We start from the raw sequence: 17,595 nt of genomic DNA on the forward strand, positions 1-17,595 counted from the left end.
ACCCACGTCGGCATGCCCGGTCACGCATAATTAGGGGCTCCTTGCAAATGCCCGGAATCCGGATGATAGGGCCTCAACCGCGCGTTTCGGCGGCCACGCGGATCACCTTCTCGATCGATTCCTCCTCGCCGACGGAGATGCGGATGCCGTCGCCGGAGAACGGCCGGACGATGATGTCGGCGGCACGGAAGGCCTCGGCGATCTCGTCCGTGCGAGTGCCGGTCGGGAGCCAGACGAAGTTCGACTGCGTGTCGGGGACGTCCCACCCCTGAGCCCGCAGGCCCTCGGCGAGCGCGGTGCGCCGGTCGACGATCGCGGCGACCCGCTCGAGCAGCTCGGCCTCGGCATCCAGACTCGCGATCGCCGCGACCTCGGCGGCCGAAGTGACAGACAGCGGGATGCCGGTGGAGCGGGCCGCATCCAGGACCTTCGCGTGGCCGATCGCATAGCCGACGCGGAGCCCGGCGAGCCCGTAGGCCTTCGAGAAGGTGCGCAACACGACGACGTTCGGGTGCTTGTCGAACACGCGCTCGTCGAGGCCGTCGACGGCGTCGGGCGCGGTGACGAACTCGGTGTAGGCCTCGTCGAGGATGATGAGCACGTCCTGCGGCACCCGATTCACGAACGCCTCGAACTCGTCGCTCGTGATGATGGGCCCGGTGGGGTTGTTGGGCGTGCAGACGATGATCGCGCGGGTCCGGTCGGTCACGGCATCCGCCATGGCGTCGAGGTCGTGCCGGCCGTCGCCGGTGAGCGGCACGGGCACGCCTGTCGCGCCCGCGACGAGGACGAGCCCGGGGTACGCCTCGAACGAGCGCCATGCGTAGACGATCTCGTCGCCGACGGAGGCCGCGGCCTGCACGAGCTGATAGAGGATCGCGACACTGCCGCTCGCGACGTGCACCTGGTCGACGCCGACGCCGTAGCGCTCGCCGAGGCGCTCGCGCAGACGGGTGGCCGTGGCATCCGGATAGCGGTTGATCGGCGTCGTCGCCTGCAGCGCTTCGAGCACCGAGGGCAGCGGCTCGAACGGGTTCTCGTTGCTGGACAGCTTGAACGCGTCGGGGCCCGCCTGCTTGCCCTGTCGGTACGGCGCCAGGGCGGCGATCTCGGGGCGGATGCGGGGAAGGATCGGCTCGGTCACGAGATGAGTCTACGAGCGCCGGCGTGGTCGCCACGGAACTCGCGGTGGTATCATTCTGGTATGGCAATGACGGTGCGCCTCCCCGAAGAACTCGACGCGAAGCTCGAGGCGATCGCCCGCGCCCGACACATCTCCAAGCACGCGGTGCTCATCGAGGCCGCGGAGCGGTTCAGCGCAACCGAGTCGAAGACCTCGCGCGTGCTCGCCGCGATCGATGAGATCGGCGACCGTTACGCCGAGACCATCACCCGCCTTGAAGACGCGTGATCGAGTACATCGAACCCGAGCAGGCGCTCGCGGTCGTCGAAAAGCTCGGACTCCACGTCCGCGACCAGGGACTGCTGTTCTCGGCGCTCGCCCGCCCCTCAGCCAGCATGTTCGGCGTTGACGCCTACCCCGATATCCCGGAGAAGGCTGCAGCGCTCATCAGCTCGCTCGCCCAGAACCACCCATTGTTCGACGGCAACAAGCGACTGTCGCTGTATGTGACGTTCGCGTTCATTCGGATCAACGGACTCGACATCACGTTCACGAACGACGAGGCGTTTGATCTCGTCCTCGCCGTCGCACAGAGTCGACTCGAACTGTCAGAGATCGCCGAAGCGTTCCGCGCGCACATCCGGTGACCTCGAATCGTCGCAGATTCTGCGACAGTTCCTCTGGCACCATGCGAGACTGAACCCACCATGCGCTTCATCATCCGAGTCGTCATCAACGCGTTCGCCATCTGGGTGGTGACGCTGATCCCCGCTCTGCAGGTCGCGATCGTCGCGTTCCCGCCCGGCGAGACACTGCAGCTCGTACTCACGCTGCTCGCGGTGGGTGCGATCTTCGCCCTCGTGAACACGATCATCGGCACGGTGATCAAAGTCGTGGCGTTCCCGCTGTACATCCTGACTCTCGGCCTGATCGGCCTGGTGATCAACGGGTTCCTGCTCTGGCTGACGGCCTGGATCACCTCCGGCTTCGGCTGGGGGCTCTCCGTCGGGAGCTTCTGGTGGGGCGTGCTCGCCGCGATCATCATCTCGATCATCAACGCCGTGTTCGGCGCCATCCTGCGTCCGCAGAAGCGCAAGCGGCGCGACTGACCCGCGTCACTCCCGCTTCGCGACGTACTCCGTCGACTCGATCGAGATGGCCTGGGTGAGCACGCGCTGCTTGTCGCGCCACGCCTCCAGGCGGGGGTCCCCGGACTCGTCCACCAGTTCGGCCGTGTGCTCGTACTCCGACATCAGGTGATCGGGGATACCCAGATCGACCGAGCTGGTGTCGCGGGTGATCACCATGCTGTCGGGTGAGCCAGTACCGCCGGGGAAGCCGCCGTCGGCGAGGCTGCCGACGATGTCGCCGGTGTGAACGAAGTCGATCTTCAGCACGTCGTCACCCGCCGCCGTCTGCATCGGACCGCCCGCCGTCACCGACACCGTCACGTCGAAATCACTCTGGGCGATGAGATAGGCCGCGTTCATCGCCGCTTGGGAGTGAGCGTAGAGATGCACCTCGTCTCCCGCCCGAGCCCCTGACGCTTCCAGAGCCTCGACCGTCGCCACGTAAGAAGCCGACTCCTGCCTCAGGTACAACTGAGCGTTCGACTTCATGTCGAACGGCTCGTCCGGATCGAGGCTCACTTGCGTGCCCTTCGAGTACAGGACGAACTGACGAGCACCGTCGGGCATGGTGTACTTCTCGACCTTCAACTGCGCACCATCGGCGGTCGGGAAGCGTCGGAACGCCTCGGCGAGGCTGCCCGGCGGCACGAGCGGGGCGCTCTGCCTGACGGGCGTGAGACTCACGGGACCGCCGCTGCCCGCCAGCTTCACGCCGGGTGGGATGCGCCCGAGTCCCAGCGCCGCGAACGCGGTGATCCCGCCGATGACGGGACCGTCGTAGTGCCCGTCCTCCCACTCCGAGAGAAGCCATGCCTCCATGTCGAGCATCCGCGGGTCGGATGCCACGAGATCGTCGATGCGGTCGTACAGGGCATCCGGCACCGCCTTGCCCTGGATCTCCAGGGCGTCGAGCTCCGCCCGGCGCTCGACCAGCTCGAACACATCGGCCATGAGCCGGGTGTTCTCCCCCGCCTCTCGGCACTCCGCGTGCAGCGCCTCGGCCCGCTCGGCACTCCCCCACAATGCCGACGTGTCGACGCGCAGCGTCGCCGGCGGCAGGGCGAGGAGGCATCCGTGCGCCTGGCGGACGGCGGCCGCAGCATCCGCGAACTTCGGCGCCAGCGCGACCAGCGCGTCGGCGACGACGCGCAGCGCCTCGGGGTCGACCGAGACGATGCCGCCGTGCCGGATCTCGAGGTCGTCGCTCATGAGGTCACCATCGTCTCGATCTCCCAGAGCCTCGTGTTGAGCTCTCCGATCTCGGCCGCAGTGCGCGCCCTCTCCTCGACGAGGAGCGCGCACAGAGCCATCGCCCCCTTCGCATGCCACTGGCTCGCGTCGATCAGCGGAAGCAGCGCGGCACCCGCATCCTCCAGCTCGATGATCGCATCGCGCAGCGCGCGCTGCGCCGAATGCCAGAACCACAGGGAGTCCGAAGCCCATGCCTCGGCGGCGACGATGTTGAGCATGCGCTCAGCATCCTCCGACCTGGCATCGGCCATGAGCGGGAATCCCATGACCGGTGCACAGTGGGCGCACCGGTCCGAATGTGCACAACGAGACGCGAGCTGATCTGGTGGGTGTGCGATGCCGCCCCGCGCGGCAGAATGGACGAGTGTCCCCGACAGACCCCTTCCGCGTCATCTTCGTGTGCACGGGCAATATCTGTCGCTCCCCCATGGCTGAGGCGGTATTCCGCGACCTCGCCGAGCACCAGGGGCTCGGCCCGCTGATCGTCTCCAGCAGCGCCGGTACCGGCGAGTGGCACGTCGGCGAGCGCGCCGACGCCCGCACCCTCGCGGCGCTGGAGCGCCGCGGTTACGACGGGTCGAACCATCGCGCGAAGCAGTTCACCGCAGCCTCCTTCGCCGAGAACGACCTCGTCGTCGCGCTCGACCGCACGCATGAGCGCATCCTCAAGCAGTGGGCGCGCGACGACGACCAGGAGGGCAAGGTCACCCTGCTGCTGTCGTACGACCGCGACGCGGACGGCCTGGACGTCCCCGACCCCTACTACGCCGACGCCGCGATGTTCGATTCGGTGCTGGCTATGATTGAGTCGGCGACCCGAGGCCTGTTCCGACAGCTCGAACCCGCCCTGCGTCAGAGCCGCACGCCCCGCACGATGCCCCGGATCTGAGGGGCCCGATCAGGAGGATTCCCCTGACTTCCCCGAACGCCTTCCCCGTCCAGCCGCTCAGCCCGCTCGACGGCCGTTACCGTCCTGCCGTCGCTCCGCTCGGCGACTACCTCTCCGAGGCCGGACTGAACCGCGCCCGCGTCGAGGTCGAGGTCGAGTGGCTGATCGCGCTGACCGACCGTTCGCTGTTCGAGACCTCGCCGCTCCCGGGAGACGTCAAGGAGCAGCTGCGCGGCCTGTACCGCGACTTCGGCCAGGCCGAGATCGACTGGCTGGCCGAGAAGGAGGCGGTCACCCGCCACGATGTGAAGGCCGTCGAGTACCTCGTGCGCGACCGCCTTTCGGCTCTGGGCCTGGATGCCATCGCCGAACTCACGCACTTCGCCTGCACGAGCGAGGACATCAACTCGGTCTCGTACGCGCTGACCGTCAAGCGCGCGGTCGAGAACGTCTGGCTGCCGGCACTGGATGCCGTGATCGCGAAGCTCCGCGAACTCGGCGTGGAGCACGCGGATGCCGCGATGCTCTCCCGCACGCACGGCCAGCCCGCGACCCCGTCGACCATGGGCAAGGAGCTCGCGGTGTTCGCGTGGCGTCTGGAGCGCGTGCGCGCCCAGATCGCGGCATCCGACTACCTCGCGAAGTTCTCGGGCGCGACCGGAACCTGGTCGGCGCACCTGTCTGCCGACCCGGATGCCGACTGGCCGACCATCGCCCGCGAGTACGTCGAGGGCCTGGGGCTGGGCTTCAACGTGCTCACGACGCAGATCGAGTCGCACGACTGGCAGGTCGAGCTGTACGACCGCGTGCGTCACGTCGGCGGCATCCTGCACAACCTCGCCACCGACATCTGGACGTACATCTCGATCGGCTACTTCACGCAGATCCCGGTCGCGGGCGCCACCGGCTCGTCGACGATGCCGCACAAGATCAACCCGATCCGGTTCGAGAACGCCGAAGCGAACCTGGAGCTCTCAGCGGCACTCCTCGGCTCGCTGTCTCAGACGCTGGTCACCTCGCGCATGCAGCGCGACCTGACCGACTCGACCACGCAGCGCAACATCGGCGTCGCGTTCGGGCACTCGCTGCTCGCGCTCGACAACCTGCGCCGCGGCCTCGGCGAGATCTCCCTCGCCCGCGAGGTGCTGCTGGACGACCTGGACCACAACTGGGAGGTCCTCGCCGAGGCCATCCAGACCGTCATCCGCGCCGAGGTGGTGGCCGGACGTTCGACGATCAGCGATCCATACGCGCTGCTGAAGGAACTCACCCGCGGTCACCGCGTGGGCGCAGCGGAGCTGGCGGAGTTCGTCGAGGGCCTCGAGATCGGGGATGCCGCGAAGCAGCGTCTGCTCGCCCTGACCCCCGCGACGTACACGGGCCTCGCCGAGCGCCTCGCGCAGTAGTCCTCGCGCCCCGTCGTCCCGCGCGTCGGCCGGCCTCGCCCGCGCCCGGAAAGAAGACTTTCGGGGCTACCGCCGCCGAGAAGGCCCCGAAAGTCTACTTTCGGAGCCGGATTCGGTCGGTCAGGCGGGGTCGGTGCCGGGAGCGCCCGTGTCGGGGCGGCTCGTCTCGGGGCCGGCGGCGGAGGCATCGGCGTCCTCGTCGAACAGCACCGGTCGGTCGAGGGTCTTCTCGTCGTACTGGCGCGGATCCACGGCGAGGATGAGCATCGAGAGGATCAGGAGCGTCACGATGAACGCACCGCCGCCGATCACGAGGCCGAGGCCGACCGGGGTCAGCCCCTGGTAGGTGCCGTTGGCGATCGCGTTGTTGACGCGTGCGGTGAACGCACCGGTCGAGACGAGGGTGACGACAGCGGCGAAGATGCCGGCCGCCAGCGCGATCCCGAGGAGGTGCAGCGGCCGCAGCAGTTCGCGCCGGGTGGACTTCTTGTCGCTCATGCGGCGTCTCCCGCCGTGGTCGAATCCTGCGCCGTAACGCTGCGGCGCGGTGAGAACCCGGCGATCGCCAGGAAGACTGCGACGATCGCGGAGTATCCGCCGAACATGCCGACGGCGAGGATGATCCCGGTGAGGGTCAGCTCTCCCGCTCCCGGCACCACGTACTGCAGCGCGTAGTTCGCCGGGATGAGCAGGAGCACGACGGCGAGCACGAGACCGAGGGCGCCGACGACGATGGCGTCCTTCGCTGCGGGGTCGGTGCGGCGCTCACGGAGGCCGGCGATGAGCTCGACGAGGCCGGATGCCGCCGCCCAGATGATCACGACGATGAAGAACGCCGAGTCGTTGCGCCAGGTCGGGATGCCGCTGACGATCGCCGCGGCGAGATCGATCGCGGCGAGCAGGATGAACGGCCATCGGTGGCCGGCGGATGCCACCACCCAGGCGCCGAGAATGAGGATGAACCCGCTCGCGGCGACGAAGCCGCCGAACACTGAGAAGCCGATCGCTGCTGAGTGATCGGGCGAGAAGGTGATCATGAGCGCCGCGGCCGCCGCGAACAGAGCGCGCAGCAATTGGATGTGGCGCACGGTGAACGTGCGAGCAGGCGCAGACATGACGAATCCTCGGTCGGAGTGGTCTCTCCAGTCTACGCGGGGGCGAACGGCCGGCGCTGACGCGGGGCTCGGGATCCTGCCGCCATCGGTTCGCGTGCCGATTTCTCCGCGACGCTGCGCGCGGACCGCTGGGGCTACGACGACCGGGACTGAGTGCTCACTCCCCCGTCGCGACCGGCCGGCCCGGGGTGTTCGACCACTGACTCCACGAGCCGTGGAACAGCTTCGCGTCGATGCCGATCTCGGCGAGCACCAGCGCCGTGTGCGCGGCGGTGATGCCCGAACCGCAGTACGCGCCGACCGCGACGCCGTCCGTGATGCCCCGTTCGGCGAACGTGCGGCGCAGGGCGTCCGGCTCGCGCAGCATCCCGCACTCATCCACGTGCGCGGTCGTCGGCAGATTGACCGCGTCGGGGATGTGGCCGGCGATCGGGTCCATCGGCTCGACCTCGCCGCGGAAGCGCTCGGGTGCGCGCACGTCGAGCAGGATGCCGGATGCGGCGAGCGCCGCGGCCTCGTCGATCGTGAGGCTGCCGCCACTGATGTCGGCGAGCACGACGTGTCCGGGCTCCGGCACGACATCGCCTGCCTCGACCGCTCCGCCGGTGGTCTGCCAGGCCTGCCAGCCCCCGTCGAGAACGCGCACGTCGACACCGCCCTGCCGCAGGATCCACCACGCTCGGGCTGCCGGGAGTCCCCCGGCGTCGTCGTAGGCGACCACCACGTCGCCCGCGTTCAGGCCCCAGCGGCGCGCAGCATCCTGCACCTGCCCTGTCGACGGCAGCGGGTGCCGGCCCTCGTCGGGATGCCCGTGCCGTGACAGCTCGGTCTCGAGGTCCACGTACACCGCGCCGGGGATGTGGCCGGCGAGATAGGCGTCACGACCGTCGGTCCGGCCCAGCTTCCAGCGGACGTCGAGGATCCGGGCATCCGCAGCGATCAGGTCCGTGAGCCGCGCGGCGTCGACGAGGTGAGACATGGCTGCAGCGCCGACCGATCAGGCGCGGTCGTCCTCGTCGGCATCCGTCTCGTCCGCGTCGGGAGCGAGCTCGATGACCTCGTCGCCCTCCTCGAGGACGTCCACGTCGTCGGCGTCCTCCGTCTCGCCGGCGGATGCCGCGAGCACGCCCTCCGGGCGGATGAGCTCGCGCACCTCGGCCATGAAGCTGTTCAGCTGCTGCTGCTGCCAGCGCAGCTGACGGGTGCGGTCCTCGGCATCGCGGAGCACATCGGCGGTGTGTCCGGTCACCGTGCTGACGATCTTCTCGGCCTTCACCTGAGCGCGCTCGAGCGTCGCGCGGGCGCGCACCTGCGCATCCGCCTCGATCGACTGCGCCTGCGAGCGCATGAGCTTCTCGTAGTCGTCGGCCTTCGCCGCGATCCGCTTGGAGTGCTCGAGCGACGACGCCACCTGCTCGTTCGCGTCGGCCGTGATGCGCTCGGCGTGCGCGACCGCCTGATTGTGCAGCAGCAGGAACTCCTGCTGCGCGTCATCCTGACGGCGGGTCAGGGTCTCCTCGAACTCGAGGACACGGGCGTTCATCTCGCGGACCTCGCGCTCGGCATCCGTGCGCTGCTGCGTCGTCTCGCGGGTGACGAGGGAGCGCAGGGCCGCCGCACCCTTCTCGGCCTCGGTGCGGATGGTCGCCGCCTCCTGCTCGGCCTGATTGACCTTCTCGGCCGCGTGCGCCGCCTCGCGCTCGATGCGCGCCTCATGCGCGGTGTACTCGGTCTCGATGCGCAGCCGCACCTGGTCGGCGTCGTTCTGCGCCTGGGTGGTCAGCCGGTCGACCTCGGCGGCGAGCTCTGCGCGGCGGGCCTCGGCCTCGTCGCGGGCGGCTTCGAGCAGGCGCTCCGCCTGCACGGCGGCGTTCTGGATGAGGACGGATGCCTGCTCCTCGGCCACGCGGAGCACGGCCTCGAACTGCAGGCGCGACCCCTCGGTGTCGGTCTCGTCCTTCGGGGCGCCCGCGAGTTCGTTCGAGAGCGCCGCCACCTGCTGCTCGGACTCGGAGGCCCGAGCCTGAGCGGCGGCGAGATCGGCTTCGAGGGCGGCGATGCGCTTCTCATCGTCCGCGCGGGCGGCAGCGACCCGCTCCTCCTGCTGCTTCTCGATCTCGGCGATGCGCGCCTCGCTCTCGGCTGCCCGGCTCTCGCTCTCGGACCGCGCGGTCTCCAGCTCGGCGCGCACGGACTCGACGTCGCGGCTGACACCGGAGCGGGCCTCGGTGAGCTCCGTCTCGGCGCGCTTGATCTGCATGCGCAGACCCGCGATCGCGGCATCCACCTCGCCGCGGTCGTAGCCGCGGAAACCGATCGTGAAGCTCTCCTGCTCGCGCGCGGGGCCCTGGGCGAGCTGATCGAAGAAGTCCGTGCCCTGCTCGGCGGTGTTCTCAACGGATTCGGTCACGATGGACGCCTTTCAGAGCGGGGGAGAGATGCGGGAGAGACCCGGAGGTTCAGCCTAACCAGTGCGCCTGTGAGGCGACAGCGTCGCGGCGATAAACTGCGGTCGACCCCGAGTGAAGGATTCAGCGATGCCGCGTTTCGACCTGCCGGCGGAGCAGTTGCGCTCCTACCGGCCCGAGGTGGCGGAGCCCGCCGACTTCGACGACTTCTGGGAGCAGACCCTCGGCGAGTCGCGTGCCCTCGCCGCCCCCGTCCGGCTGCGCCGGATCGACTCGCCGCTGCAGGCGTTCGAGGTGTACGACGTCACCTTCAGCGGGTTCGGCGGAGATCCGGTCGGCGGATGGCTGCTGCTGCCGGCGGATGCCGACGACGCTCTGCCGGCGGTCGTCGAGTACAACGGGTACGGCGGCGGGCGCGGCCTTCCGCATGAGCGGCTCGGGTGGGCGGCATCCGGGTACGCCCACTTCTTCATGGACACCCGCGGCCAGGGCAGCGGATGGGGCACCGGCGGCATCACGCCCGACCCGCACGGCTCCGGCCCCGCGGCGCCGGGGTTCATGACCCGCGGCATCCAGGACCCGAACGAGTACTACTACCGCCGGGTCTACACCGACGCCGTCCTCGCGATCGACGCGATCCGCTCGCTCGATCAGATCGATGGATCCAGGGTCGCCGTGACCGGCACCAGCCAGGGCGGCGGGGTCGCGATCGCCGCCGCGGCGCTCTCGAGCGGCCTGATCGCCGCGATGCCGGACGTGCCGTTCCTCTGTCACTTCGAACGGGCGGTCGGACTCACCGACCGCGACCCCTACGCCGAGATCGTGCGGTACCTGGCTGTGCATCGGGACGCCGTCGAGAACACCTTCCGGACGCTGTCGTACTTCGACGGAGCGAACCTCGCCCGCCGGGCCACGGCGCCCGCTCTGTTCTCGGTGGCGCTCATGGACCCGGTGTGCCCGCCGTCGACGGTGTTCGCCGCCCGGAACCACTGGGGCGGGACCGCCGACATCGTCGAGTACGCCTTCAACGAGCACGAAGGCGGCCTGGGTCTGCAGTGGCAGAAACAGGCCGCCTTCCTCGCGGAGCGGCTCGCCGGTTTCAAGTAACGCAAATGACCCCATTCCGCACGCGGATGGGGTCATTTGCGTTACTTGAACGGGTGGATGCGCCGCGGTCGTCGCTCAGACGGTCAGCAGCACCTTCGTGGCGCGCCGCTCGTCCATCGCCTTGTAACCCTCGGCCGCGTCCTCGAGCGGCAGGGTCAGGTCGAAGACGACGCCCGGGTCGATCTCGCGGTCCCAGATGAGCTGGATGAGCTCGGGCAGGAATCGCCGCACAGGGGCCGGCCCGCCGTGCAGGTGCACGCCGGAGAAGAACAGCTCGTCGCCGGGCAGCGCCACGTCGTGCGAGACGCCGACGTAGCCCACGTGCCCGCCGGCCCGCGTCGAGCGGATCGCCTGCATCATCGACTCCTGCGTGCCGACGGCCTCGATCGTCGAGTGCGCTCCGAGCCCGTTCGTGAGCTCCTTGATCTTCGCCACGCCCTCGTCGCCGCGCTCTTCGACGATGTCGGTCGCGCCGAAACGGCGCGCGAGTTCTTGGCGATCGGCGTGCCGGCTCATCGCGATGATCCGTTCCGCGCCGAGCTGCTTCGCGGCGAGGATGCCGAGAAGGCCCACCGCGCCGTCGCCGACCACGGCGACGGTCTTGCCCGGTCCGGCCTCAGCGGCGACGGCGGCGAACCATCCGGTGCCGAGCACGTCGGACGCGGCGAGCAGAGCGGGGATGAGGTCGGCGTCGGGCTGCCCAGGGGTGGCGACGAGCGTGCCGTCTGCATGCGGGATCAGCGCGTACTCGGCCTGGGTGCCGTACCGGCCCATCGGCACGACGTGCACGCATCGGGACTGGTACCCGGCCTGGCAGATCTCGCACGTGTTGTCGGATGCCATGAACGAGCCGACGACGAAGTCGCCGACCTTCAGGTTCTTCACGTCCGCGCCGATCTCCTCGACGACGCCGACGTACTCGTGGCCCATGGGCGTCGCATCGACGCTGTCGGCACCGCGGTACGGCCAGAGGTCGGAGCCGCAGATGCAGGTCGCGGCGAGCTTGATGACGGCATCCGTCGGCCTCGTGATGGTCGGCTTCTCGCGGTCCTCGACGCGGACGTCGCCGGGGCCGTGCATGACTACTCCACGCATGTGTGCACTCCTTCTGATGTGTGCTTCGGTGTGTGATTCCATACAACTCCGGATCTGCGGACTCCGGAAATTCCAGAGGGTGAGCAGCTACGTCATCAGCAGCGTGCCGTTGTCGTCATCGAGGGCGTCGTCGAGCACGAGGACGCGTTCGTGGAACGGCGCGCGCCTGGCCTCGGGGTCGAACTGCGGAATCGGATTCTCTTCGCTCATGCCCCCACTGTGCGCGGCATCCGTCCGCCGGTGGGCGGAATCTGCTCAGGGCGGCTCTGCCCTGAGCAGATGGTGGCTGGCGATTGCGGCGGACGGCACGCGGCCGACGCGGGACGGGGCCGCAGGACTCGTGGTCCTGCGGCCCCCGCCTGGCCGTTCTGCCCGGCCTACCCCGCGGCGAGCGCGCGTCGGTGGCTGATCCGGTGACCGACCCAGAAGCCGATCGCGATGAGACCGATCAGGGCGATCCCGAGCATCCAGGGCAGCATCGACGGCGCGGCACCCGCGGTCGCGGTGGCGAGCGTTCCCGAGCCGTCTGCGATGCGTCCGTTGCCGTCGGCGAGCGCGACGGCGCCCGTCTCGAGCTTCGTGCCGCCGTCGGCGAGCTCACCCGAGCCGTCGGCGACGGCGGTCGCGCCCTCGGACAGCGTGCCGAGGCCGTTGTCGAGGTCGAACGCGCCCTGCTGCAGGGTCGAGGTGCCCTCGGCAAGGGATGCCGCACCCTCGTTCAGGCTGGATGCGCCGGAGTTCAGACGCGTCGCTCCGTCGTGCAGCGCTGCCGCGCCCTCGGAGAGCGTGGTCAGACCGCCGCTGAGGCGGCCGGCGCCGGATGCCAGGTCGGCGGTGCCGGACTTCAGCGGAACAAGACCGGTGGCGAGCTCCTTCGCGCCCGAGGCCAGCTGCGAGGTTCCCGACTTCAGCGGGGCGATGCCCGTGGCGAGCTCCTTCGCACCCGAGGCCAGCTGCGATGCTCCCGACTTCAGCGGCGCCATGCCCGTGGCGAGCTCCGACGCACCGGTGGCGAGGTCGCCGCTGCCCTTCTTGAGGTTCTGAGCGCCGAGAACGAGCGCCGGAGCGCCGTTCTGCGCATCGGCGAGGCCGATGGTTCCGGGCCAGCCCTTCGACGAGTCGCCGTTGAGGAGCGCGCTGGTTCCCGCGGCGAGCGACGCAGCGCCGTCACCGGCGTTGATCAGGCCCTGAGCGAGCTGCGGCGCTGCGGCCGCTGCGGGCGCAATGCCGTCGACCTGCTTGTCGACACCGGCAGCCAGTGCCGCCAGCTGCGCGAGCTCGGGTTTGGTCTGCGCGAGCACGGCGAGCTGGTCGGCGAGCGCCTGCGAGTTCTGCGACAGCGAACCGACCGTGCCGGTGATGGTGGCGCCATTGGCGGCGAGGTAGCGGACCTGGTCGCCGGTTCCGGCGGCAAGCGAGGAACTGAGGTTCTGGGCCCCGGCGTTCAGCGACTGCGCGTACTGGTGCGCACCGCCCACGCCGGCGGCGATGCTGGTCACACCGTCGAGCAGCTTCTGGGCACCCGCATCCACTCGGGCAGCCCCGCCGGAAAGCTTCTGCGCACCCGTGACGGCCTTCTGCGCACCGGCATCCAGCTCCGCGGCGCCGCCGGAGAGCTTCTGCGCTCCGTCCACGGCCTTCTGCGCGCCAGCATCCACCTGGGCAGCGCCGCCGGAAAGCTTCTCCGCACCGGTGACAGCCTTCTGCGCACCGGCATCTGCACGCAGCAGCCCGGCGGCGAGTTCCTGCGCGCCGGAGAGCGCCGTCCGCGCTCCCCCGTTGAGGCGGGCGGCGCCGGACTCGGCGCTGGCGGTGCCGGCGGCGAGCGTGCCGGCGCCGACGGAGAGTGCCGCAGCTCCGGACTCGGCCTTCAGCGCACCGGCGGCGAGCTTCTGCGATCCCTCGTGAGCGCTCTGCGCGCCGTCGGCGAGGTCCTGCGAGCCGTCGGCGAGCTGCTGCGCTCCGCTGGAGAGCTCCTGCGCTCCGGCAGCGAGCTGAGCCGATCCGTCCCGGGCGGTGCCCGTCCCGTCCGACAGCTCAGCGGCACCCGCGGCGATCTTTCCGGTCGTCAGGAAGAAGATCGTCACCATCGCCGCGAGAAGCAGGGCGAGGACGACGACGGTTATGCGCACGCCGTTGCCGTGCGCGTGGGACTGAGAACTCATCATCGAGGCTCCAGGGGTCAATGGCATCGTTGCCACCCGCGAGTGTAGGAGTGCGGATGCCGACTTCCCTCGGCCTTTGCGACCAGTACTAAGTTTCAGATTCTCTGAGACTTGGTTTCTTGTAGCGTTTCGACAACGGCGAATGCGCGCGCCAGATCGGCGATGAGATCATCGGCGTCCTCCAGCCCGATCGACAGACGCAGGACGTCGGCATCCGGGCGGGCGTCAGCAGGCACAGGGCGGTGGGTCAGGGCGGCCGGATGCTGGATGAGCGAGTCCACTCCCCCGAGCGAGACCGCGTGCGTGAAGAGCTCGGCCGCGGAGGCCACGGAGCTCGCCGCCGCGTAGCCGCCGCGCATGCGCATCGCGATCATCGCCCCCGTTCCCCGCATCTGCCGATCGAGGATGCCCTGCGGGTCGCCGTCGAGTCCCGGGTAGAACACCTCGTCGACCTCCGGCCGGTCGATCAGCCACTGCACGATGCGCTGCGCGTTCGCCTGCTGCTGCCGGATCCGCACCGGAAGGGTCGTGAGGCCGCGGTGCAGCAGGTACGCGCCGAGCGGATGCAGCAGCCCTCCCGTCACGGCGCGCACGCGGCGCAGCGCTTCGGCGTGCTCCTCGCTGCAGGCGACGACCCCGGCGATCACATCGCCGTGCCCGCCGAGGTACTTCGTCGCGCTGTGCAGCGACATCGCCGCGCCCAGATCGAGCGGGTTCTGCAGGATCGGCGTCGCGAAGGTGTTGTCGACGACGACGGGAACGCCGCCCGCCGCCGCGGCGACTGCGGCGATGTCGACGAGTTCGAGAGTGGGGTTCGCCGGCGTCTCCATGATGACGAGGCCCGTTTCGGGACGGATGCTGACGCCGACCTCCGACGGATGGCAGAACGTGACCTCGGTGCCCAGCAGCCCGGAGCCGAGCAGGTGGTCGGTGCCGCCGTACAGGGGACGGACCGCCACGACGTGGCGTTTGCCGGTGGCGGATGTCATGGCCAGGATCACGGCGGTCATCGCCGCCATCCCCGATGAGAACGCGACCGACGCCTCGGCGTGCTCCATCGTGGCCAGCGCCTCCTCGAAGCGTGCGACCGTCGGGTTCCACAGCCGCTGGTACACCAGGCTGCCGTTCTCGATCGGACGGCCGCCGGTGGCCATCGCCTCATAGGCGTCGCCACCCCGTTCGATATCGGGAAGCGGGTTGGTCGTTGAGAGGTCGATCGGCAGGGCGTGGACGCCGAGCGCGTTGAGGTCGTCGCGGCCGCTGTGCACGGCGACGGTGTCAGGGTGCAGGCTCATGCCTTTACGTTGCCGGAATCCCAATGCGAGTGGGAGAATTCGACAGCATCCGCCGACTATCACGGCAGATCCGCGATTATCGATGACGGGCGACTGAACAGGGGCGACGATCTTGGCGAAAGCACAACTCGACGAGCTCGACCTGCAGATCCTGGCTGCGCTCAGCACGCGCGCAGACCTGACGAACAAGGCGCTCGCCGCCCGGCTGGGGCTCGCCGAGTCCACGTGCGCGCACCGCGTGCGGGGCCTGCGCGACCGCGGCGTCATCCGCGACACCCGCATCCGACTCGACGCCGCGACCCTCGGCTACCCGCTCGAGGCGATCATCAAGGTGCGTCTGGCCAACCACACCGGCGAGAAGGTGAACGCCCTGTTCGACGCGCTCGTCGCGACTCCCCGCGTGCTGCAGGTGTTCCACGTCGCCGGCGTCGACGACTTTCTCGTGCACGTGGCGGTGCAGGATGCCGCGGCACTGCGCGACATCGTCCTCGAGCACATCACGGTGCATCCGGTCGTGCGCGGAACCGAGACCCAGTTGGTCTTCGATCTGCGCGACGGCCGCGGCGTACTGGGGTAGGTCTCAGCGGCGGAGCAGCTTCTTCCAGCGGCGCTGCACCATCACGGGCACGGGCTGGGTGACCACGGCATCCACGTTCAGGGAGCTGTTGTCGGGGCCGACGATCGCGATCGGCGTCGTCAGCGTCGGTTCGAGCGGATCCACCGGCATCTTCGCCAGCGCCCGATGCGCGCGCACGTATGCGGGGATGAGGATCACGACCGCGCCGACCCAGGCGAGCGGGTTGCTCATCGCGACGCCGGCGAATCCGAGAACAGCTCCGAGCACGACGGCAGCGGCCACGCGGGCGAACAGCTCGACGACACCCGTGATGGTCGGGATCATCGCCTGACCGAGTCCCTGCAGCGCACCGCGCAGCACGAACAGCACGCCGAGCAGGGCGTAGGTGGATCCGTTGATGATGAGCATGAGGTGCGCGAGCTCGACGACCTCGTCGGCACCGTCTCCGACGAACAGCCGCACCAGGTGCGTGCCGAAGGCGATGAGCACGATGCCGAGCACGAGCGAGGCGACGATGGCCATCCACGTCGCCTGCACGACGCCGGAGCGGATGCGGTCGGGCCGCCGGCCGCCGAAGTTCTGCGCCACGTACATCGACACCGCGAGGCCCAGGGAGGCCAGCAGCGCCGTCGCGAGGCTGTCGACCCTGGATGCCGCGGTGTACGCCGCGATCGCCTCGGCGCCGAGGACGTTCAGGGCGACCTGCACGACGAGCGTGCCGATCGCGATGATCGAGGCCTGGAACCCCATCGGGAGGCCCAGCCGCAGGTGGTCGGCGATGTCGTCGCGGGTGACGCGCCAGTCCTCGCGCCGAATGTGAAGCATCGGCATCCGTCGGCGGACGAACTCCAGGCACAGCAGCACCGAGACGGCCTGCGCGACGACGGTCGCGAGCGCGGCGCCGGCCACGCCCCATCCGACGGGACCCACGAGCACGATGACAAGCACGACGTTCAGCCCGCACGCGATCGTGAGGAACACCAGCGGCGTCTTCGAGTCGCCGATCGCGCGGATGATCGCCGAGAGGTAGTTGAAGAACATCGTCGCCCCGCCGCCGAGGAAGCTCACCTGCGTGAACAGCGTCGCCTCGGCGAGCAGCTCAGGCGGTGTCTGCATGAGCACGAGCACGGGTTCGGCCAGCAGCGGGCCGCCGATCGTGATGACGATGCTGGCGGCGGCCGAGAGCAGGGTGCCCGTGGCGACGGATCGCCGCACGCCCGCAGCATCCTTCGCCCCGAACGCCTGCGCCGTCGGGATCGCGAAACCGCTCGTCATGCCCCAGGCGAATCCGAGGAGCAGGAACAGGAGACTCCCCGTCGCGCCGACGGCGGCGAGCGAGTTCACGCCGAGCTCGCGCCCGACCACCACCGTGTCGACGACCTGGTAGAGCTGCTGGACGACGTTGCCGATCAGCAGAGGGACGGCGAAGGTCAGGATGACGCGCCAGGGACGGCCTGTGGTGAGGGAGGTTGCCATGCGGGGGAAGCGGCTTCCGGAGACGAGGATCGGGGCAGACGGCTCGCCGGAGTGCGGCGAGCGCCCAGTCTATCGAATCGATTCGGACGATCGATGACCCACACGGCGGTGAACGCAGCGAGCCGGGCCCGCCTCAGAGACCGGCCGGTCTCAGAGGTCGCTGTGCACGCCGACGATGCGCGGCGTCGCCAGCACCGGTGCCGGCGCGGACGACGGTGCCGCTGCTGCGGAGGAGGCCATCGGTTCCGGCTTCGGTCGCCGCTCGAAGGCCTGCACGATGGACCGTGCGACGGCGCCGAGCACGAGCGCGACGACGAGGCCGCCCGCGGCCACGATCGCGGGAACCCACTGCCCGGAGAAACCGGATGCAAGGCTGAGCAGTGCGCCGCCGATCCACGCCGCGGATGCTCCGCCGGCTACGCCGGCGGCCCCCATCGCAAGCGCGATCAGGGCGACGATCGCGCAGATCAGGGCGATGCCCGCCCCCGCGATTCCGACCCACAGGAAAAGCTCTGAAAGATCCCTGATCAGCCCGATCGATGACATTGTGACCCCCCG

The 17,595-nt window shown here is 69.6% G+C and carries 20 protein-coding genes; 7 read left to right on the forward strand and 13 right to left on the reverse strand.

The features are described from left to right. Positions 1-73 precede the first annotated feature (73 nt). Entirely contained in the window at positions 74-1,144 is a 1,071-nt protein-coding gene (locus KEC56_RS02145) for a pyridoxal phosphate-dependent aminotransferase (RefSeq protein WP_227529622.1), read from the reverse strand. Positions 1,145-1,204: 60 nt separating this feature from the next. Between KEC56_RS02145 and KEC56_RS02150 the strand changes: the two genes are divergently transcribed. Genes KEC56_RS02150 through KEC56_RS02160 form a run of 3 tightly spaced genes read left to right on the forward strand, consistent with a single transcriptional unit; the run spans position 1,205 to position 2,232 of the window. Then, positions 1,205-1,411, forward strand: coding sequence for a ribbon-helix-helix protein, CopG family (locus tag KEC56_RS02150; protein WP_175987642.1), 207 nt, complete (start codon positions 1,205-1,207; stop codon positions 1,409-1,411). Then, positions 1,408-1,770 (forward strand): type II toxin-antitoxin system death-on-curing family toxin, encoded by a 363-nt coding sequence (locus tag KEC56_RS02155; RefSeq protein ID WP_175987644.1) that lies wholly within the window; start codon positions 1,408-1,410, stop codon positions 1,768-1,770. The genes KEC56_RS02150 and KEC56_RS02155 overlap by 4 nt, the downstream gene beginning before the upstream one ends. A gap of 60 nt (positions 1,771-1,830) precedes the next feature. Beyond that, a complete protein-coding gene (locus KEC56_RS02160) occupies positions 1,831-2,232 on the forward strand; it encodes a phage holin family protein (RefSeq protein WP_175987645.1) in 402 nt (133 codons plus the stop codon). A gap of 6 nt (positions 2,233-2,238) precedes the next feature. Here the strand turns inward: KEC56_RS02160 and KEC56_RS02165 are convergent, their stop codons facing one another. Next, the gene (locus tag KEC56_RS02165) at positions 2,239-3,462 is read right to left on the reverse strand and encodes a hypothetical protein (protein WP_227529623.1); all 1,224 of its coding nucleotides are present in this window, start codon (positions 3,460-3,462) and stop codon (positions 2,239-2,241) included. Beyond that, positions 3,459-3,755, reverse strand: a complete 297-nt coding sequence (locus KEC56_RS02170) for a hypothetical protein (RefSeq protein WP_175987649.1) — start codon at positions 3,753-3,755, stop codon at positions 3,459-3,461. The genes KEC56_RS02165 and KEC56_RS02170 overlap by 4 nt, the downstream gene beginning before the upstream one ends. A gap of 113 nt (positions 3,756-3,868) precedes the next feature. Here KEC56_RS02170 and KEC56_RS02175 point away from each other — a divergent pair, with 113 nt between their 5' ends. Both KEC56_RS02175 and purB read left to right on the forward strand, forming a co-directional pair. Next, positions 3,869-4,393 carry a low molecular weight protein-tyrosine-phosphatase gene (locus KEC56_RS02175; RefSeq protein ID WP_175987651.1) on the forward strand — a complete coding sequence of 175 codons (525 nt, stop codon included), beginning with the start codon at positions 3,869-3,871 and terminating at the stop codon, positions 4,391-4,393. A 23-nt stretch (positions 4,394-4,416) separates the two neighbouring features. Continuing rightward, positions 4,417-5,799 (forward strand): adenylosuccinate lyase, encoded by a 1,383-nt coding sequence (gene purB / locus KEC56_RS02180; protein ID WP_175987772.1) that lies wholly within the window; start codon positions 4,417-4,419, stop codon positions 5,797-5,799. Between the two features lie 120 nt (positions 5,800-5,919). Here the strand turns inward: purB and KEC56_RS02185 are convergent, their stop codons facing one another. From KEC56_RS02185 to KEC56_RS02200, 4 genes are all read right to left on the reverse strand, one after another. Further along, on the reverse strand, positions 5,920-6,297 hold the full coding sequence (locus KEC56_RS02185) for a hypothetical protein (protein WP_227529624.1): 378 nt from the start codon (positions 6,295-6,297) through the stop codon (positions 5,920-5,922). Then, a complete protein-coding gene (locus KEC56_RS02190; protein WP_227529625.1) occupies positions 6,294-6,914 on the reverse strand; it encodes an acyl-CoA synthetase in 621 nt (206 codons plus the stop codon). Before KEC56_RS02190 ends, KEC56_RS02185 begins: the two co-directional genes overlap by 4 nt. A gap of 157 nt (positions 6,915-7,071) precedes the next feature. Continuing rightward, on the reverse strand, positions 7,072-7,893 hold the full coding sequence (locus KEC56_RS02195; RefSeq protein WP_227529626.1) for a sulfurtransferase: 822 nt from the start codon (positions 7,891-7,893) through the stop codon (positions 7,072-7,074). A gap of 18 nt (positions 7,894-7,911) precedes the next feature. Beyond that, positions 7,912-9,324 (reverse strand): coiled-coil domain-containing protein, encoded by a 1,413-nt coding sequence (locus tag KEC56_RS02200; protein WP_308012989.1) that lies wholly within the window; start codon positions 9,322-9,324, stop codon positions 7,912-7,914. Positions 9,325-9,451: 127 nt separating this feature from the next. Here KEC56_RS02200 and KEC56_RS02205 point away from each other — a divergent pair, with 127 nt between their 5' ends. Next, entirely contained in the window at positions 9,452-10,429 is a 978-nt protein-coding gene (locus tag KEC56_RS02205) for an acetylxylan esterase (RefSeq protein ID WP_227529627.1), read from the forward strand. A gap of 75 nt (positions 10,430-10,504) precedes the next feature. Here KEC56_RS02205 and KEC56_RS02210 read toward each other — a convergent pair whose 3' ends face one another. The 4 genes from KEC56_RS02210 to KEC56_RS02220 form a co-directional block, all read right to left on the reverse strand. Beyond that, entirely contained in the window at positions 10,505-11,524 is a 1,020-nt protein-coding gene (locus KEC56_RS02210) for a zinc-dependent alcohol dehydrogenase family protein (RefSeq protein ID WP_227529628.1), read from the reverse strand. A gap of 87 nt (positions 11,525-11,611) precedes the next feature. Then, a complete protein-coding gene (locus tag KEC56_RS13870) occupies positions 11,612-11,734 on the reverse strand; it encodes a hypothetical protein (RefSeq protein ID WP_264674994.1) in 123 nt (40 codons plus the stop codon). A 167-nt stretch (positions 11,735-11,901) separates the two neighbouring features. Next, positions 11,902-13,689, reverse strand: a complete 1,788-nt coding sequence (locus KEC56_RS02215) for a YhgE/Pip domain-containing protein (protein ID WP_227529629.1) — start codon at positions 13,687-13,689, stop codon at positions 11,902-11,904. A gap of 95 nt (positions 13,690-13,784) precedes the next feature. Beyond that, positions 13,785-14,984: a trans-sulfuration enzyme family protein gene (locus KEC56_RS02220; RefSeq protein ID WP_227529630.1), complete on the reverse strand. Its 1,200-nt coding sequence runs from the start codon at positions 14,982-14,984 to the stop codon at positions 13,785-13,787. A 112-nt stretch (positions 14,985-15,096) separates the two neighbouring features. Between KEC56_RS02220 and KEC56_RS02225 the strand changes: the two genes are divergently transcribed. Beyond that, positions 15,097-15,561 (forward strand): Lrp/AsnC family transcriptional regulator, encoded by a 465-nt coding sequence (locus KEC56_RS02225; RefSeq protein ID WP_175987669.1) that lies wholly within the window; start codon positions 15,097-15,099, stop codon positions 15,559-15,561. Positions 15,562-15,564: 3 nt separating this feature from the next. Here KEC56_RS02225 and KEC56_RS02230 read toward each other — a convergent pair whose 3' ends face one another. After that, positions 15,565-17,037, reverse strand: a complete 1,473-nt coding sequence (locus KEC56_RS02230) for an MATE family efflux transporter (RefSeq protein ID WP_175987671.1) — start codon at positions 17,035-17,037, stop codon at positions 15,565-15,567. Positions 17,038-17,187: 150 nt separating this feature from the next. Next, positions 17,188-17,583 carry a hypothetical protein gene (locus KEC56_RS02235; protein ID WP_175987673.1) on the reverse strand — a complete coding sequence of 132 codons (396 nt, stop codon included), beginning with the start codon at positions 17,581-17,583 and terminating at the stop codon, positions 17,188-17,190. Positions 17,584-17,595 lie beyond the last annotated feature (12 nt).

The sequence above is a fragment of the Microbacterium tenebrionis genome (assembly GCF_020682665.1).
Lineage (GTDB): Bacteria > Actinomycetota > Actinomycetes > Actinomycetales > Microbacteriaceae > Microbacterium > Microbacterium tenebrionis.

Excerpts from the sequence above, each read along its gene's own strand:
- KEC56_RS02150 (WP_175987642.1), top strand. The coding sequence starts at position 1,205 with ATGGCAATGACGGTGCGCCTCCCCGAAGAACTCGACGCGAAGCTCGAG.
- KEC56_RS02160 (WP_175987645.1), top strand. The coding sequence starts at position 1,831 with ATGCGCTTCATCATCCGAGTCGTCATCAACGCGTTCGCCATCTGGGTG.
- KEC56_RS02165 (WP_227529623.1), bottom strand. The coding sequence starts at position 3,462 with ATGAGCGACGACCTCGAGATCCGGCACGGCGGCATCGTCTCGGTCGAC.
- KEC56_RS02170 (WP_175987649.1), bottom strand. The coding sequence starts at position 3,755 with ATGGCCGATGCCAGGTCGGAGGATGCTGAGCGCATGCTCAACATCGTC.
- KEC56_RS02185 (WP_227529624.1), bottom strand. The coding sequence starts at position 6,297 with ATGAGCGACAAGAAGTCCACCCGGCGCGAACTGCTGCGGCCGCTGCAC.
- KEC56_RS02190 (WP_227529625.1), bottom strand. The coding sequence starts at position 6,914 with ATGTCTGCGCCTGCTCGCACGTTCACCGTGCGCCACATCCAATTGCTG.
- KEC56_RS02195 (WP_227529626.1), bottom strand. The coding sequence starts at position 7,893 with ATGTCTCACCTCGTCGACGCCGCGCGGCTCACGGACCTGATCGCTGCG.
- KEC56_RS02205 (WP_227529627.1), top strand. The coding sequence starts at position 9,452 with ATGCCGCGTTTCGACCTGCCGGCGGAGCAGTTGCGCTCCTACCGGCCC.
- KEC56_RS02210 (WP_227529628.1), bottom strand. The coding sequence starts at position 11,524 with ATGCGTGGAGTAGTCATGCACGGCCCCGGCGACGTCCGCGTCGAGGAC.
- KEC56_RS13870 (WP_264674994.1), bottom strand. The coding sequence starts at position 11,734 with ATGAGCGAAGAGAATCCGATTCCGCAGTTCGACCCCGAGGCCAGGCGC.
- KEC56_RS02215 (WP_227529629.1), bottom strand. The coding sequence starts at position 13,689 with ATGAGTTCTCAGTCCCACGCGCACGGCAACGGCGTGCGCATAACCGTC.
- KEC56_RS02220 (WP_227529630.1), bottom strand. The coding sequence starts at position 14,984 with ATGAGCCTGCACCCTGACACCGTCGCCGTGCACAGCGGCCGCGACGAC.
- KEC56_RS02230 (WP_175987671.1), bottom strand. The coding sequence starts at position 17,037 with ATGGCAACCTCCCTCACCACAGGCCGTCCCTGGCGCGTCATCCTGACC.
- KEC56_RS02235 (WP_175987673.1), bottom strand. The coding sequence starts at position 17,583 with ATGTCATCGATCGGGCTGATCAGGGATCTTTCAGAGCTTTTCCTGTGG.